Here is a 15,572-nt window from a genome sequence, read left to right as displayed (position 1 = left end):
GGCGTTTGAGGCGCGGGGTCCGGGGCGGAGCCCCGGGGAACGGTGGAAGGGCGGGTAGGGGACGGCTCCGCGCAGCGGCACCCCGCCCCGAGGCCGCGCCTACGGGCCGCCGGGGCCGGGCGCGGGAGCACGGGGCTGCGGGGACACCCCCGCGGGACGGGGGTGTGACGGGGCACGCCCCGGCTAGTCGCCGCCCGCGTTCAGCTGGTTCAGGAGGCGGGCCAGTTCCGCCACCTCACCCCGGTCCCAGTCGGCCAGCTTCCGCATGTACTGCTCCCGCCTCGCGTCCCGGACACGGAGGAAGCGCGACCGGCCCTCTTCGGTGAGGCCCACCAGGAAGGCGCGGCCATCGGCGGGGTCCGGCTCGCGGGCGACCAGGCCGAGGACTTCCAGGGCCCGCAGCTGCCGGCTCATCGTGGCCTTGCCGACGCCGAAGTACGCCGCCAGTTCGGTGGCCCGCTGCCGCCCGGCGGCCTCCAGGCGTACGAGGAGCCCGTACGCGGCCGGCTCCAGTTCGGGGTGCAGCTCGCGGGCCATCTCGCCGGAGGAGGCGCGGGCCCGTCGGAGGAAGACGGACAGTTCCCGCTCCAGGGCAAGGAACTCCTGGTCTTCGCTCCCGTGCACGTACGGCTCCTTCGGTGGTGTGTGAAGGAGCCAGTATTTCGCAGGGGGTACGACAAGGGCCCGGGACCCCGCCGGAGACGGGGACCCGGGCCGGACCGGGTGTCAGGCGGCCGCCGGGAGGGAGACTTCCGCTTCCGCGAGGGCCAGGGCCAGCACCTGGCGGACGTCCGTCACCGGGTGTACCTCCAGCCCCTCCAGCACCTCGGCCGGGACGTCGTCCAGGTCGGCCTCGTTGCGCTTCGGGATGATGACGGTGGTCAGCCCGGCCCGGTGCGCGGCCAGCAGCTTCTGCTTGACCCCGCCGATCGGCAGGACCCGCCCGGTGAGGGAGACCTCGCCGGTCATGGCCACGTCGGTGCGGACCTGGCGGCCGGAGAGCAGCGAGGCGAGGGCGGTCGTCATGGTGATGCCCGCGCTGGGGCCGTCCTTGGGGACCGCGCCGGCCGGGAAGTGGATGTGGACGCCGCGGTCCTTGAGGTCGGCGACCGGGAGTTCCAGTTCCGCTCCGTGCGAGCGCAGGAAGCTGAGGGCGATCTGCGCCGATTCCTTCATGACGTCACCCAGCTGGCCGGTGAGGGTCAGTCCGGCGGCGCCCGTCTCGGGGTCGGCGAGGGAGGCCTCGACGAAGAGGACGTCGCCGCCCGCGCCGGTGACCGCGAGGCCGGTGGCCACGCCGGGGACGGCGGTGCGCCGCTCGGCCGGGTCCTGGGCGGATTCCGGTACGTGGTGCGGACGCCCGATGAGGGCGCGCAGGTCGTCGGCGCCGATCCGGAAGGGCAGTTCGCGCTCCCCCAGCTCGTGCTGCGAGGCCACCTTGCGGAGCAGTCGGGCGATGGACCGCTCCAGGGTGCGCACGCCCGCTTCGCGGGTGTACTCGCCGGCCAGCTTGCGCAGGGCGTCCTCCTCCAGGACCACCTCGTCGGCGCCGAGGCCGGCGCGGTCCAGCTGGCGGGGCAGCAGGTGGTCGCGGGCGATGACGACCTTCTCGTCCTCGGTGTAGCCGTCGAGGCGGACCAGCTCCATGCGGTCTGCAAGGGCCTCGGGGATGGCTTCCAGGACGTTGGCGGTGGCGAGGAAGACCACGTCGCTGAGGTCGAGTTCGACCTCCAGGTAGTGGTCGCGGAAGGTGTGGTTCTGGGCGGGGTCCAGCACTTCCAGCAGGGCGGCGGCCGGGTCGCCCCGGTAGTCGGAGCCCACCTTGTCGATCTCGTCGAGGAGGACGACCGGGTTCATGGACCCGGCTTCCTTGATGGCCCGTACGATCCGGCCCGGCAGCGCGCCGACGTAGGTGCGGCGGTGGCCGCGGATCTCGGCCTCGTCGCGGACGCCACCGAGGGCGACGCGGACGAACTTGCGGCCCATGGCGTGCGCGACGGACTCGCCGAGGGAGGTCTTGCCGACGCCGGGCGGTCCGACGAGGGCGAGGACGGCTCCGCCCCGGCGGCCGCCGATGACGCCCAGGCCGCGCTCGCCGCGCCGCTTGCGGACGGCGAGGTACTCGGTGATGCGGTCCTTCACATCGCTCAGCCCGGCGTGCTCGGCGTCGAGGATGGCCCGCGCGCCCTGGATGTCGTACTGGTCCTCGGTGCGCTCGTTCCAGGGGAGTTCGAGGACGGTGTCGAGCCAGGTCCGGATCCAGGAGCCCTCGGGGCTCTGGTCGCTGGACCGCTCCAGCTTGTCGACCTCCTTGAGGGCGGCTTCGCGCACCTTCTCGGGCAGGTCGGCGGCTTCGACGCGGGCCCGGTAGTCGTCGGACTCCTCGCCGTCCTGCTCGCCGTTCAGCTCGCGCAGTTCCTTGCGTACGGCTTCCAGCTGGCGGCGCAGCAGGAACTCGCGCTGCTGCTTGTCGACGCCGTCCTGGACGTCCTTGGCGATGGACTCGGCGACGTCCTGTTCGGCGAGGTGGTCGCTGAGGGCCTTGATGGCGAGGCGGAGGCGGGCGACCGGGTCGGCGGTCTCCAGCAGTTCGACCTTCTGGGCCACGGTCAGGAAGGGCGAGTAACCGGAGTTGTCGGCGAGCGCCGAGACCCCTTCGATCTGCTGGACCCGGTCCACGACCTGCCAGGCCCCGCGCTTCTTGAGCCAGCTGGTGGCGAGCGCCTTGTACTCCTTGACGAGTTCGCTCACCGCGCCGGGCAGCGGATCGGGGACGGCCTCCTCCACGGTCTCGCCCTCGACCCAGAGCGCGGCCCCGGGCCCGGTGGTCCCGGCCCCGATCCGGACCCGCCCGCGGCCGCGGATGAGCGCCCCCGGGTCCCCGTCGGAGAGCCGGCCGACCTGTTCGACGGTCCCGAGCACACCGGTGCCGGCGTACGTCCCGTCGATGCGCGGCACGAGCAGCACCTTGGGCTTCCCGCTGCCGGCCGCCGCCTGGGCCGCCTCCACGGCGGCCCGTACCTCGGTGTCGGACAGGTCCAGCGGAACGACCATTCCGGGCAGCACGACCTCGTCGTCGAGCGGCAGCACGGGCAGAGTGAGCGTTACGGACGTCGAAGCCATGATCTTCCCTCCGGCAGTGAAGTTGAGCTATGCCGACTCAATGCATGTGCGCGGCCCGATGTTCCCCAACGCCCGTTCGCCGGGGGCGAACACCTCTCACACGGTGGAGATGCGCACGTCGCCCGAGGTCGTCTTCGCGGAGATGCGGGAGGCGGCGGCCGGGTCCGAGGGGAGCGAGACCTCCCGGGTGCCGGACGTGGTGGCCACCGCAAGCTGGTAGGGGGCCTGGGGGACCTTCAGGGTGACGTTGCCCGAGGAGGTCTCGGCGCGCACGGAGGAGGGGGCCTTCGCGAAGTCCAGGCGGGTGTCGCCCGAATCCGAGTGGACGTCCGCGTCCGGTCCGGAGAGGCCGGTGGCGCTGATCGTGCCCGAGGACGTACGGATCTTCAGCGGGCCGGCGATCCGCTCGGCGGTCACCCTGCCGGAGTCGGCCTTGACCTCGGCCGCCGCCACGCCCGTCACCGAGATCCGGCCGCTGCTGCTCTCCAGCTTGACCGTGACGGCGGCCGGCACCTCCAGGCGGTAGTCGACGTAGCAGGTGGAGGAGCAGCCGTCGGTGAAGGTCAGCACCCCGCCGGTGACCTTCTGGCCGGGCACGGGCGCGCTGCCCTCGCGGTAGTGGACGGTACGGCGGACCGTCACGCCGGGCCCGGTTCCCGGTGTGACCTCGATCGAGCCGGCCCGGGTGTCGCCCAGTTCCACGGCGGTGACGGCATCGGTGACCGTGGCGTCGGCGGTCGCCGTCTTCTTCGGGCCGTCGGCGAAGGAGCAGCCGGCCAGGAGGAGTCCGGCTCCGAGGACGGCGGCTGCGGTGCGGGCTGACGCGGTGTGAGAAGTCATGCCTGGATGCTCCCGCGCCGCACGCGTCGCGGCCGATGGTGCCGGTACCCGAACCCCGGGTGGGGTTAACCCCCGACGCTTGACCTGAACCGAGGTCGAGGTTCTACGTTGGGAACATGATCACGAACGAGCACCTCAGCGACGCCGAACTCGCCTCGCAGCCGGCCGCGTACTGGACCGGACTGGCCTACGAGGCGCTGATCGCCTTCACCCGGGCCCGGCAGGCCGAGCTCGGCCACACCCAGCCCGGGTTCTGGCTGCTGCGCAACCTGTCGCGCGACGACATCTCCCCCGACGGCGAAGGCATGACGGTCCCCCAGCTCCGGCAGGCCATGAGCACCTACCTGCGGCCCGAGGACGACCTGGCCGCGGAGGCGGAGGTGCTGCTGGAGCGCGGCTGGCTCACCCGCGACGGCGACGGACGGCTGTGGATCACCGAGGCGGGCGAGGAGGCCCGCCTCGATCTCAAGCGGCACGCCCCCGCCATCATCGGCCGGATCCACGAGGGCATAGCCGAAGCCGACTACGTCACCACGCTGAAGGTGCTCCGGCAGATGATCCTGAACACGGGCGGCACCCTTCCGGCCTAGGCCGGCTCCTCCGCCATCGAGGCGGCGATGACCGAGAACACGGCGCCCTGCGGGTCGGCCAGTACGGCCATCCGCCCGGCCACCATGTCGAACGGGGGCGCCAGGACGGTGGCGCCCGCCCGCACCGCGGCGGCGGTCACGCCGTCGACGTCGTCCACGCTGAAGTACGCCATCCAGTGCGGCGGGGTCCCGGGCGGGGCCTTCTCCAGGGTCATCATGCCGCCGACGGCCCGGCCGCCGACCTGCCACTCCACGTACCCCTCGGCGCCGTCCATCTCGGACGCCTTCGGCGTCATCGGCAGTGCGGCCGCGTAGAACCGGCCCGCGGCATCGGTGTCCGTGGTGCTGAGCTCGTTCCAGATCAGCGCGCCCGGCTCGTTGACGATCCCGGCACCGGCGAACGACTTCGCCTCCCACAGCCCGAACACCGCCCCCTGCGGGTCGGACACGACCGCCATCCGGCCGAGCTCCATGACGTCCATGCCCGGCATGACCACCTTGCCGCCGGCGTCGCCGATCTGCTTGAGGGTCGCGTCGACGGCGTCCGTGGCCAGGTACGTCGTCCACACGGACGGGGGCATCGGGTCGGGCGTGGTGCCGTCCGGGTTCATCGCGGCCATGATCCCGGCGACCGGCTTGCCCTTGAGCGAGCAGACCGCGTAGCCGCCGGTCTCCGGTGGCCCGATCTCGCCCTGCCAGCCGAAGAGGTCCTTGTAGAAGTCGATCGCTCTCTGCTGGTCCGGGACCATCAGATCGATCCAGCAGGGCGTACCTGCCTTGTAGGGGTCGTTCTTCTCCGGCACGGGGTTCTCCATGGGGCGGGCGGGTGGGGACGGCCGTTCCGTACCCCCACGACGCCCCGGAAATCGGCCCGTTCGGGTGATCTCAGGTCACTACTGGACGCTGGGCGGACTCCTGCCCCCACTCGCTCCAGGAACCGTCGTACACCGCGAGCCGCCCGTACCCGGCGAGATCCGCACCGAGGGCCAGGACGCACGCGGTCACCCCGGATCCGCAGCTGAAGTAGAGCCGCTCCCGGTCCCCCGCCAGCGCCTCGAAGGCCTCCCGGAGCTCCTCGGCGGGCCGCATCCGGCCGTCCGGCCCCTGGAGTTCCCCGAACGGCAGGTTCAGCGCACCCGGCATGTGCCCGCCGCGCAGCCCCGGTCGGGGCTCCGGGGCGGTACCGGCGAAGCGCCCACGCGTACGGGCGTCGAGAACGGCGGCGGCCGGGTCGGCCAGGGCCGCGGCGACGGCCTCGGCGTCGACCACCAGCCCGGGGCGGGGCCGCGCGGTGAAGGAGCCGCGGGGACCGTCGTACGCGGCGGGCTCGCTCTCTACGGGCAGCCCGGCGGCGGCCCACGCGGGCAGTCCGCCGTCCAGTACGGCGACCCGGTCGAAGCCCATGGCGCGCAGCATCCACCAGGCGCGGGCGCTGGAGTAGACGCCGGCGGCGTCGTAGACGACCACCGTCGAGTCGTCTCCCATGCCGAGATCGCGCATCTCCTCGGTGAACGCCGCCGCGGTGGGCATGGTGTGGGGGGCGGGGGCGGTGTGGTCGGACAGGGCGCCGTCGAGGTCGAACGGGCGGGCGCCGGGTATCCGTTGCGCGGCCTTCCTGTGTGCCCCGACGGAGGCGTCGAACACCACGACCCCCTCCGCGAGACGGTCTGCGAGCCAGTCGGCGTCGACGAGGGGGCCGGGTATCTCGTGTGCGGGCATGCGGGGCCTCCGGGGTGCGGGTGGGCTGGCCGCCTCATCCTCGCTCACCGGGTCGGCGCGGCGGGGCCCGGGCGGCCGCTGCGCGGGGCCGGGTCCCCTACCCGCCCTTCCCCCGTTCCCCGGGGCTCCGCCCCGGACCCCGCGCCTCAAACGCCGGCGAGGCTGACTTCGGCCGGGGTGGGGCCGCCCCGCACCCCCGCCCCCTCAACCACACCCGCCCGGCCTGGCGTACACCGCCACCCGTGCTCCCCGCACCCCCGTCACCGAGCACCGCTCGAACTCGGCCGCCAGGACCTCCCGCTTCGCCGCCTCCGCCGGGTACGGGTCCAGCGGCTGCCCCTCCGGGTCCAGCAGGGCGATCACCCGAGGGGAGGCCCGCAGCGCAGCCCGCACGGCCTCCGGGGGCAGCTCCGTGCCCTGGAGGCTGTGCGAGGCCGCCGGGGAGCGGTCCAGGGCCACGTCCCGCAGCCCCCCGTACACCCCCGGTGAGGACAGCAGCCACTCGCGCCGCCGCGAGGGCATGAACACCACCGCGTCCCCCGGCCGTGCCCGTTCCCGGACCACCGCCGCCACCGCGAGGGCGTCGTCCTTGCGGCTGTCGGGCGTACGGAGCCACACCGACCACCATCCGAACGGCACCAGCAGCGCCCCGACCAGCAGCCATGGCCACCACTCCCGCACCGCCGCCAGCCGCGCCCCCGCCAGCAGCGCGAATCCGGCCAGGGCGTAGAGGACGTACCGGTCGACGTACCAGGGGTGCACCAGCGAGACCGTCATCAGCAGCCCCGGCGGCAGCAGCGCGAGCGGCAGCGCGACCCGTACCAGCCCCCGCTCCGCCCCCCGCGCGAGCAGCAGGCTCCCGGCCGCGATCACCCCGTACGCCGTCCAGTCCTGCCAGCTCGGCCGCCCGAGCCAGCCGAGCTGCTGCTGCGCCTGCCGTGCGCTCACCACCGCCAGCGGGACGAGCAGCACCAGGACCGACCCCGCCGCCACCCGCCACCCCCGCGAGCGCCACGCGGCGAACGCGTGGGCGAGCAGCGCCAGTGCCGCGAACTCGTGCAGCCAGCAGGCCGACAGCAGCACCACCGCGTAGGAGGTCCAGCGCTCGCGCAGCATCAGGTACGTCGCCCACACCACCGCCGCCGCGACGAGCGCGTACGAACGGCCCTCCTGCGCGTACATCTGCACGGGCGGGAGGACCGCGTACCCGAGGCCGGCGAACAGCGCCGCCCGCTCCCCCGCGAGCCGGTGGGCGACGGCGGCGACCCCGGCGGCGGCCAGCGCGGTGGCGGCGACGGAGGGCAGCCGCAGTGCCCACGGGCCGCCGTCCCAGGCGGCGAACACCCCGTGCATCAGCAGGTAGTACAGGCCGTGGACGGCGTCGACCTCGCCGAGCAGCCGCCAGATCCCGCCGAGCGGCCGGTGGGCCACCTGCCAGGTGACGGACTCGTCGCGCCACAAGCTGCCGCCGCGCTCCAGACCCCAGAGGCCGAGGAGGACGGCGAGCAGCGGGGGCAGCACGCGCCAGGGGGCGATGCGGGGGATGTCGGCCTCCGGGTGCTGTCGCAACGGGTGTGGGGCCTCCATACTCGTGGTTCGGTCCGAGTACCTGCGGAGGTGGGTGTGCGCACGTTCCGAACGGTTGCCGCGGTGCGGTCGACTGGCGTGGCTGCGGCGGTACTGCTGGGCGTGGCGGTCCTGGTGGGCTGCGGGTCGGCCGGTTCGTCGGACACCTCGATGTCCCGCGCCCCGTCCGGCCTGCCGTCCGGCTCCCCGACCGCCACCGGGGACGCGCCACCGCCACCGTCCCCGAGTCAGAGCCCGAGTCAGAGCCCGATTCCGAGCAAGAGCCCGAGCAAGAGCCCGAGCCCGAGCCGGGACGACGCCACCGAGACCCTCGTACGGGTCACCCGCTCCGGCGGCATCGCCGGCCGCACCCACACCCTGATCGTCAAGGGCGACGGCTCCTGGACCCGCCTCGACGTCAAGGCGCAGCCCACGGGTACCGGCAAGCTGTCGCCGCAGGAGCTCGACGCCCTGCGCGCGGCCCTCGCGAAGGCGGACTTCGCGCACCTGCCGAGGGTCTCCACGGGCGGCCCGGTGATCTACGACGGGTACACGTACGCGTTCGTCCACGGCGGCTTCGAGGTGGCCTCCGACCAGGGGTCGATGCCCCCCGCGCTGGACGCCGTACTGGACGCCCTCCCACCGTTCACGGGGTAGGTCGGCGGCCTGTCCGCAGCCCTCCCATACCGTCCCCCATCAGGACTTTCGATCCAAAACGGCCTATCCGAACCCTGCATAGCCGCACGCCGGAGCCTCCTCTACGCTGCACCCCTGACACACGAGATCAGCGGATCAGACGGACCAGACGGATCACACGGATCAGGTCGGGCGGATCGGCTCACACTGACCGGCACGGGTCGGCACCGGGACGGGACATGGAACAGACGCACACCACCCACAACGGAGCCTCGGCGACCCCTGGCGCCCAGCGGCGCGTACTCGTCGTCGAGGACGACCACACCATCGCCGAGGCCATCGCGGTCCGGCTGCGCGCCGAGGGCTTCCAGGTGCAGACGGCCGGGGACGGCCCGGCGGCCGTCGCCGCGGCCGAGAGCTGGCTGCCCGAGCTGCTCGTCCTGGACGTCATGCTGCCCGGCTTCGACGGGCTGGAGGTCTGCCGCCGCGTCCAGGCGCAGCGCCCGGTCCCCGTGCTGATGCTCACCGCGCGGGACGACGAGACGGACCTGCTGGTCGGGCTCGGGGTCGGCGCGGACGACTACATGACGAAGCCGTTCTCGATGCGCGAGCTCGCCGCCCGGGTCCACGTCCTGCTGCGGCGCGTGGAGCGGGCCACCCTCGCCGCGCACACCCCGCGCGGGGCCACCCTGCGGCTGGGCGACCTGGAGATCGACCACGCGCAGCGCCGGGTCCGGGTGCAGGCCGAGGACGTGCACCTGACGCCGACCGAGTTCGACCTGCTGGTGTGCCTGGCCGGGACGCCGCGCGCGGTGCTCTCCCGGGAGCAGCTGCTGGCGGAGGTCTGGGACTGGGCCGACGCGTCCGGGACCCGTACGGTCGACAGCCACATCAAGGCGCTGCGGCGGAAGATCGGCGCGGAGCGGATCCGTACGGTCCACGGCGTCGGGTACGCCCTGGAGACCCCGGCGCAGGCGTGAGCGGCCGTCGGCCGCCGGGGGAAGGGCTGCGGCCCTTCTCGCCCTTCTCGATCAAGACCAAGCTGGGCACGCTCGTCGTGGTCTCGGTCTTCATCACGACGGGCCTGCTGCTGGTGGCCCTGCGCACCGCCACCGAGCTGCGCTTCATCACGGTCTTCTCGGTGATCGCCTCGATGCTGATCACCCAGTTCGTGGCGCACAGCCTGACGGCGCCGCTGGACGACATGTCCACGGTGGCCCGCGCGATCTCGAGGGGCGACTACACCCGGCGGGTGCGCGGGGCGGGGCGCCGTGACGAGCTGGGCGACCTGGCCTCCACGATCAATCTGATGGCGGACGACCTGGAGGCGGTGGACCGGCACCGCAAGGAGCTCGTCGCCAATGTGTCGCACGAGCTGCGCACGCCCATCGCCGCGCTGAGGGCGGTGCTGGAGAACGTGGTCGACGGGGTCTCGGCCGCCGATCCCGAGACCATGCGCACGATGCTGAAGCAGACCGAGCGCCTGGGCCGGCTCGTGGAGACCCTGCTGGATCTGTCCAGGGTGGACAACGGGGTGGTACCGCTGAAGGCGCGGCGTTTCGAGGTGTGGCCGTACCTGTCGGGCGTGCTGAAGGAGTCGGGGCTGGCGGCCGCGGGCCGACCGGGGCTGCTCTCCGGTTCGGGCGGGCACACGCGCAACGACGTACACCTGCACCTGGACGTCTTCCCGCCCGAGCTGACGGCGTACGCGGACGCCGAGCGGCTGCACCAGGTGGTGGCGAACCTGATCGACAACGCGGTCAAGCACAGCCCTCCGCACGGCCGGGTCACGGTCCGCGCCCGGGCCGGCGACGCGCCCGGAAGTCTGGCGCTGGAAGTACGGGACGAGGGCCCCGGAATCCCGGAGGCCGAGCGCGCCCGGGTGTTCGAGCGGTTCAACCGGGGCAGTGCGCGCGGCGGCGACGGCGGCACCGGGCTGGGTCTGGCGATCGCCCGCTGGGCGGTGGAGCTGCACGGGGGCCGGATCGGAGTGGCCGAATCGTCACGCGGCTGCTGCATCCTCGTCACGCTTCCGGGCAGCTCATAGGCGCCGTGTTGACGTAGGGTTCGAGTGGGAAGGAAATGATCTCGGCCACACGTGCCCGGGGTCCGTCAGGGGTGCGAAGCCGTGGGGGTCGCAACCTCGGTGCCCCCTACCCGAACCACGCTTGTTTCCCGCCATTCCAGACGGTGAAACCCGCCGTTCGATGTGACCTACGCGACGGATCTCCCGTCCGGTCTGCATCTCGCGGTTGAGGAGGCGTAGCCTTTATTCCCGCTGTCCATACCTTGTGAAGCGGAAGAGGGCGGTTGCCGCCGTGTCGCCACAGTCCCCCAGTAACCCGAGCACCACGACCGAAGCAGCAGAAGGCGGGAAGAACCCCGCCTCGGGCTTCGGCGCGAACGAGTGGCTCGTCGACGAGATCTATCAGCAGTACCTCCAGGACCCGAACTCGGTCGACCGGGCCTGGTGGGACTTCTTCGCCGACTACAAGCCGGGGGGCGCTGCCGCTCCGGTCAAGGCCGAAGAGCCCGTGAAGACCCCGACGACGGACGGCGCCTCCGCACAGGCCGCCACCACCGTCGCCGGAACTCCTCAGGTCGTCGACGCCGCCGCCACGGGGGCGGCGGGCGCCACCGCCGCACCCCTGGTGCCGCCCACGCCTGTGTCAGCTCCTGCCCCTGCTCCTGCCACCCCCTCTGGTGCCCCTGCTGTGACTGTCACCTCCCAGGCCCCGGCCGCCGCACCGGCCGCGCCCGCCACCCCCTCCGTAGCCCCGCAGAAGGCCGCGCCCGCCACCGAGGCCCCCAGCGGCCCCGAGCTGGTGACGCTCCGCGGCCCGGCGGCTGCCGTAGCCAAGAACATGAACGCCTCCCTCGACGTCCCGACGGCCACGTCCGTCCGCGCCGTCCCGGTGAAGCTGCTGTTCGACAACCGCATCGTCATCAACAACCACCTCAAGCGCGCCCGGGGCGGGAAGATCTCCTTCACGCACCTGATCGGCTACGCGATGGTGCAGGCGATCAAGGCCATGCCGTCGATGAACCACTCCTTCGCGGAGAAGGACGGCAAGCCGACCCTGGTCAAGCCCGACCACGTGAACTTCGGCCTCGCCATCGACCTGGTGAAGGCCAACGGCGACCGCCAGCTCGTCGTCGCCGGCATCAAGAAGGCCGAGACCCTCAACTTCTTCGAGTTCTGGCAGGCCTACGAGGACATCGTCCGCCGCGCCCGCGTCGGCAAGCTGACGATGGACGACTTCACCGGCGTGACGGTCTCCCTCACCAACCCCGGCGGCCTGGGCACCGTTCACTCCGTGCCCCGCCTGATGCCCGGTCAGTCCGTCATCATGGGCGTCGGCTCCATGGACTACCCCGCCGAGTTCCAGGGCACTTCGCAGGACACCCTGAACAAGCTGGGCATCTCCAAGGTCATGACCCTGACCTCGACCTACGACCACCGGGTCATCCAGGGCGCGGCCTCCGGCGAGTTCCTGCGCATCGTCGCGAACCTGCTGCTCGGCGAGAACGGCTTCTACGACGACGTCTTCGAGGCGCTGCGCATCCCGTACGAGCCCGTCCGCTGGCTCCGGGACATCGACGCCTCGCACGACGACGACGTCACGAAGGCCGCCCGCGTCTTCGAGCTGATCCACTCCTACCGGGTCCGCGGCCACGTCATGGCCGACACCGACCCGCTGGAGTACAAGCAGCGCAAGCACCCCGACCTCGACATCACCGAGCACGGCCTCACCCTGTGGGACCTGGAGCGCGAGTTCGCGGTCGGCGGCTTCTCCGGCAAGTCGATGATGAAGCTCCGCGACATCCTCGGCGTGCTGCGCGACTCGTACTGCCGCACCACCGGCGTCGAGTTCATGCACATCCAGGACCCGAAGCAGCGCCGCTGGATCCAGGACCGCATCGAGCGCCCGCACACCAAGCCGGAGCGCGAGGAGCAGCTGCGCATCCTGCGCCGCCTGAACGCGGCCGAGGCCTTCGAGACCTTCCTGCAGACGAAGTACGTCGGCCAGAAGCGGTTCTCCCTGGAGGGCGGCGAGTCCGTCATCCCGCTGCTCGACGCCGTCATCGACTCGGCCGCCGAGGCCCGCCTCGAAGAGGTCGTCATCGGCATGGCCCACCGCGGCCGTCTGAACGTCCTCGCGAACATCGTCGGCAAGTCGTACGCGCAGATCTTCCGCGAGTTCGAGGGCAACCTCGACCCGAAGTCGATGCACGGCTCCGGCGACGTGAAGTACCACCTGGGCGCCGAGGGCACGTTCACGGGCCTGGACGGCGAGCAGATCAAGGTCTCGCTCGTCGCCAACCCCTCGCACCTGGAGGCCGTCGACCCGGTCCTGGAGGGTGTCGCCCGCGCCAAGCAGGACGTCATCAACAAGGGCGGCACGGACTTCACGGTCCTCCCGCTGGCCCTGCACGGTGACGCGGCCTTCGCCGGCCAGGGCGTGGTCGCCGAGACGCTGAACATGTCCCAGCTGCGCGGCTACCGCACCGGCGGCACGGTGCACGTGGTCATCAACAACCAGGTCGGCTTCACCGCCGCCCCGGAGTCCTCGCGTTCCTCGATGTACGCGACCGACGTGGCCCGCATGATCGAGGCGCCGATCTTCCACGTGAACGGCGACGACCCGGAAGCGGTCGTGCGCGTTGCCCGTCTGGCCTTCGAGTTCCGCCAGGCGTTCAACAAGGACGTGGTCATCGACCTCATCTGCTACCGCCGCCGCGGTCACAACGAGTCGGACAACCCGGCGTTCACGCAGCCGCTGATGTACGACCTGATCGACAAGAAGCGCTCGGTGCGCAAGCTGTACACCGAGTCCCTCATCGGTCGCGGCGACATCACCCTCGAAGAGGCCGAGCAGGCGCTGCAGGACTTCCAGGGCCAGCTGGAGAAGGTCTTCGCGGAGGTCCGCGAGGCCGCCACGCAGCCCGCGATCGCCCCGCCGGTCTCCCCGGCCGCGCAGGCCGAGTTCCCGGTGACCGTGAACACGGCGATCTCGCAGGACGTCGTCAAGCGCATCGCGGAGTCCCAGGTCAACATCCCCGAGGGCGTCACCGTCCATCCGCGTCTGCTGCCCCAGCTGCAGCGCCGCGCGGCGATGATCGACGACGGCACCATCGACTGGGGCTTCGGCGAGACCCTGGCCTTCGGTTCGCTGCTGATGGAGGGCACCCCGGTCCGGCTGTCCGGCCAGGACTCCCGCCGCGGCACCTTCGGCCAGCGCCACGCGGTCCTCATCGACCGGGAGACGGGCGAGGACTACACCCCGCTCCTGTACCTGTCGGACGACCAGGCCCGCTACAACGTCTACGACTCGCTGCTCTCCGAGTACGCGGCCATGGGCTTCGAGTACGGCTACTCGCTGGCCCGTCCGGACGCGCTGGTCCTCTGGGAAGCCCAGTTCGGTGACTTCGTCAACGGCGCGCAGACCGTCGTCGACGAGTTCATCTCCTCGGCGGAGCAGAAGTGGGGCCAGACCAGCGGCGTCACGCTCCTCCTCCCCCACGGCTACGAGGGCCAGGGCCCGGACCACTCGTCCGCCCGCCCGGAGCGCTTCCTCCAGCTGTGCGCGCAGAACAACATGACGGTGGCCATGCCCACGCTGCCGTCGAACTACTTCCACCTGCTGCGCTGGCAGGTCCACAACCCGCACCACAAGCCGCTGGTCGTCTTCACCCCGAAGTCGATGCTGCGTCTGAAGGCCGCGGCGTCGAAGGCGGAGGAGTTCACGACCGGTTCGTTCCGTCCGGTCATCGGCGACACGACGGTGGACGCGAACGCGGTCCGCAAGGTCGTCTTCTGCGCGGGCAAGGTCTACTACGACCTGGAGGCCGAGCGGGAGAAGCGCGGTATCACCGACACCGCCATCATCCGCATCGAGCGCCTGTACCCGCTGCCGGGTGCGGAGCTCCAGGCGGAGATCGCCAAGTTCCCGAACGCCGCGAAGTACATCTGGGCGCAGGAGGAGCCGGCGAACCAGGGTGCGTGGCCGTTCATCGCGCTGAACCTGATCGACCACCTCGACCTGGCGGTCGGCGCGGACGTCCCGGCGGGCGAGCGCCTGCGGCGCATCTCGCGCCCGCACGGCTCGTCGCCGGCGGTGGGCTCCGCGAAGCGCCACCAGGCGGAGCAGCAGCAGCTGCTGAACGAGGTCTTCGAGGCCTGACACCCGCTGCACTGACCGAAGGCCCGGCCCCCGCAACCGCGAGGGCCGGGCCTTCGGGCTGTTCGCGGGCGGCGCGGCGCACCGAAAGGGAACGAACGGGTGACGGAGCAACGACGCGAGCCTTCAAGCCGGTGGGAACCCGCCCCTCTCTGTACTTTTGGTGATCGAGTCCGTGCACTCCGTGACCGAGTGCGCGCGGAAGCAGAGCCACGGAGGGTACATGCGCAAGCTTCAGCAGGTCGTGATCGCCACGGTGACGGCGGGGGCCCTGGCCGCCCTGGGGGCGGGAGCCGCCCACGCGGCTGCGGGTGACGGCCCCGACGGCGGCCGGACCCGGTCGACGGCCCAGCCGCGACTGCTCCAGCTACCGCAGCTACCGCCACTCCCGGAGCTCCCCCGCCTCCCGCGACTCCCCCGCCTTCCCTACACGGCCCAGGCGTCGCAGACCACCCACCTCACGCAGGCGGCTCCCGCGACTACGGGCATGCCGATGTCACTACAGGGCGCATACGGCCCGTACACCCTGTACGCGCCCTATGCGCAGTACACGCCATATGCACCGTACGCCCCGTACGCGTCCAGCACGTCGGGCACCCCGAACACGCCCAACACCCCCAACACCCCGAATACGCCCAACACCCCGAACACGCCGAATACCCCGAATACGCCCAACACCCCGAACACCCCCAATACACCCAACACGCCCAACACGCCCAACACCCCGAACACCCCCAACACGTAGTCGTCCTGCAAGGCACCCTCAATCAAGGGGCTCCAGAACCACAGACCACATGCCGGCGCCGCGCAGTGGCTTCACTGCGCGGCGCCGGCGTTGTGCTTACGACTCACCCCGGAGTGTTGGGGGTGTTGGGCGTGTTCGGAGTGTTGGGAGTGTTGTTACCGCCACCCGGAG

The 15,572-nt window shown here is 71.9% G+C and carries 12 protein-coding genes; 6 read left to right on the top strand and 6 right to left on the bottom strand.

The genetic code is table 11. The features are described 5' to 3' along the window. Nucleotides 1-183: 183 nt before the first annotated feature. The 3 genes from ACIQ5Y_RS23720 to ACIQ5Y_RS23710 all read right to left on the bottom strand — a co-directional run bounded on the left by ACIQ5Y_RS23720 (nucleotide 184) and on the right by ACIQ5Y_RS23710 (nucleotide 3,963). Nucleotides 184-624 carry a MarR family winged helix-turn-helix transcriptional regulator gene (locus tag ACIQ5Y_RS23720; RefSeq protein WP_403883772.1) on the bottom strand — a complete coding sequence of 147 codons (441 nt, stop codon included), beginning with the start codon at nucleotides 622-624 and terminating at the stop codon, nucleotides 184-186. Nucleotides 625-726: 102 nt separating this feature from the next. Continuing rightward, the gene (lon, locus tag ACIQ5Y_RS23715; protein WP_403883769.1) at nucleotides 727-3,123 is read right to left on the bottom strand and encodes an endopeptidase La; all 2,397 of its coding nucleotides are present in this window, start codon (nucleotides 3,121-3,123) and stop codon (nucleotides 727-729) included. A gap of 96 nt (nucleotides 3,124-3,219) precedes the next feature. Beyond that, complete coding sequence (locus ACIQ5Y_RS23710; RefSeq protein WP_403883766.1) at nucleotides 3,220-3,963, bottom strand: DUF4097 family beta strand repeat-containing protein; 744 nt, start codon at nucleotides 3,961-3,963, stop codon at nucleotides 3,220-3,222. Nucleotides 3,964-4,079: 116 nt separating this feature from the next. On the opposite strand from ACIQ5Y_RS23710, the gene ACIQ5Y_RS23705 reads away from it, so the two are divergent. Then, nucleotides 4,080-4,553, top strand: coding sequence for a MarR family transcriptional regulator (locus ACIQ5Y_RS23705; RefSeq protein WP_403883763.1), 474 nt, complete (start codon nucleotides 4,080-4,082; stop codon nucleotides 4,551-4,553). Here ACIQ5Y_RS23705 and ACIQ5Y_RS23700 read toward each other — a convergent pair. The 3 genes from ACIQ5Y_RS23700 to ACIQ5Y_RS23690 form a co-directional block, all read right to left on the bottom strand. After that, entirely contained in the window at nucleotides 4,550-5,368 is an 819-nt protein-coding gene (locus ACIQ5Y_RS23700; RefSeq protein ID WP_403883760.1) for a VOC family protein, read from the bottom strand. The genes ACIQ5Y_RS23705 and ACIQ5Y_RS23700 overlap by 4 nt on opposite strands. Before the next feature lie 70 nt (nucleotides 5,369-5,438). Continuing rightward, the gene (locus ACIQ5Y_RS23695) at nucleotides 5,439-6,272 is read right to left on the bottom strand and encodes a sulfurtransferase (RefSeq protein ID WP_403883757.1); all 834 of its coding nucleotides are present in this window, start codon (nucleotides 6,270-6,272) and stop codon (nucleotides 5,439-5,441) included. 204 nt (nucleotides 6,273-6,476) lie between these two features. Next, nucleotides 6,477-7,841 (bottom strand): hypothetical protein, encoded by a 1,365-nt coding sequence (locus ACIQ5Y_RS23690; protein WP_403883754.1) that lies wholly within the window; start codon nucleotides 7,839-7,841, stop codon nucleotides 6,477-6,479. A 96-nt stretch (nucleotides 7,842-7,937) separates the two neighbouring features. Between ACIQ5Y_RS23690 and ACIQ5Y_RS23685 the strand changes: the two genes are divergently transcribed. From ACIQ5Y_RS23685 to ACIQ5Y_RS23665, 5 genes are all read left to right on the top strand, one after another. Beyond that, nucleotides 7,938-8,495, top strand: a complete 558-nt coding sequence (locus ACIQ5Y_RS23685) for a hypothetical protein (RefSeq protein ID WP_403883751.1) — start codon at nucleotides 7,938-7,940, stop codon at nucleotides 8,493-8,495. 218 nt (nucleotides 8,496-8,713) lie between these two features. Beyond that, on the top strand, nucleotides 8,714-9,454 hold the full coding sequence (locus ACIQ5Y_RS23680; RefSeq protein WP_403883748.1) for a response regulator transcription factor: 741 nt from the start codon (nucleotides 8,714-8,716) through the stop codon (nucleotides 9,452-9,454). Further along, nucleotides 9,451-10,521 carry an ATP-binding protein gene (locus ACIQ5Y_RS23675; protein WP_403883745.1) on the top strand — a complete coding sequence of 357 codons (1,071 nt, stop codon included), beginning with the start codon at nucleotides 9,451-9,453 and terminating at the stop codon, nucleotides 10,519-10,521. Before ACIQ5Y_RS23680 ends, ACIQ5Y_RS23675 begins: the two co-directional genes overlap by 4 nt. A 271-nt stretch (nucleotides 10,522-10,792) precedes the next feature. Further along, nucleotides 10,793-14,659 carry a multifunctional oxoglutarate decarboxylase/oxoglutarate dehydrogenase thiamine pyrophosphate-binding subunit/dihydrolipoyllysine-residue succinyltransferase subunit gene (locus tag ACIQ5Y_RS23670; RefSeq protein ID WP_403883742.1) on the top strand — a complete coding sequence of 1,289 codons (3,867 nt, stop codon included), beginning with the start codon at nucleotides 10,793-10,795 and terminating at the stop codon, nucleotides 14,657-14,659. A gap of 220 nt (nucleotides 14,660-14,879) precedes the next feature. Beyond that, nucleotides 14,880-15,401, top strand: coding sequence for a hypothetical protein (locus ACIQ5Y_RS23665; RefSeq protein WP_403883739.1), 522 nt, complete (start codon nucleotides 14,880-14,882; stop codon nucleotides 15,399-15,401). Nucleotides 15,402-15,572: the final 171 nt, after the last annotated feature.

Source organism: Streptomyces sp. NPDC096339, from assembly GCF_044762985.1.
Lineage (GTDB): Bacteria > Actinomycetota > Actinomycetes > Streptomycetales > Streptomycetaceae > Streptomyces.
The sequence above is the reverse complement of the archived record's forward strand: the minus strand, read 5'-3'. Positions and strand labels throughout refer to the sequence as shown.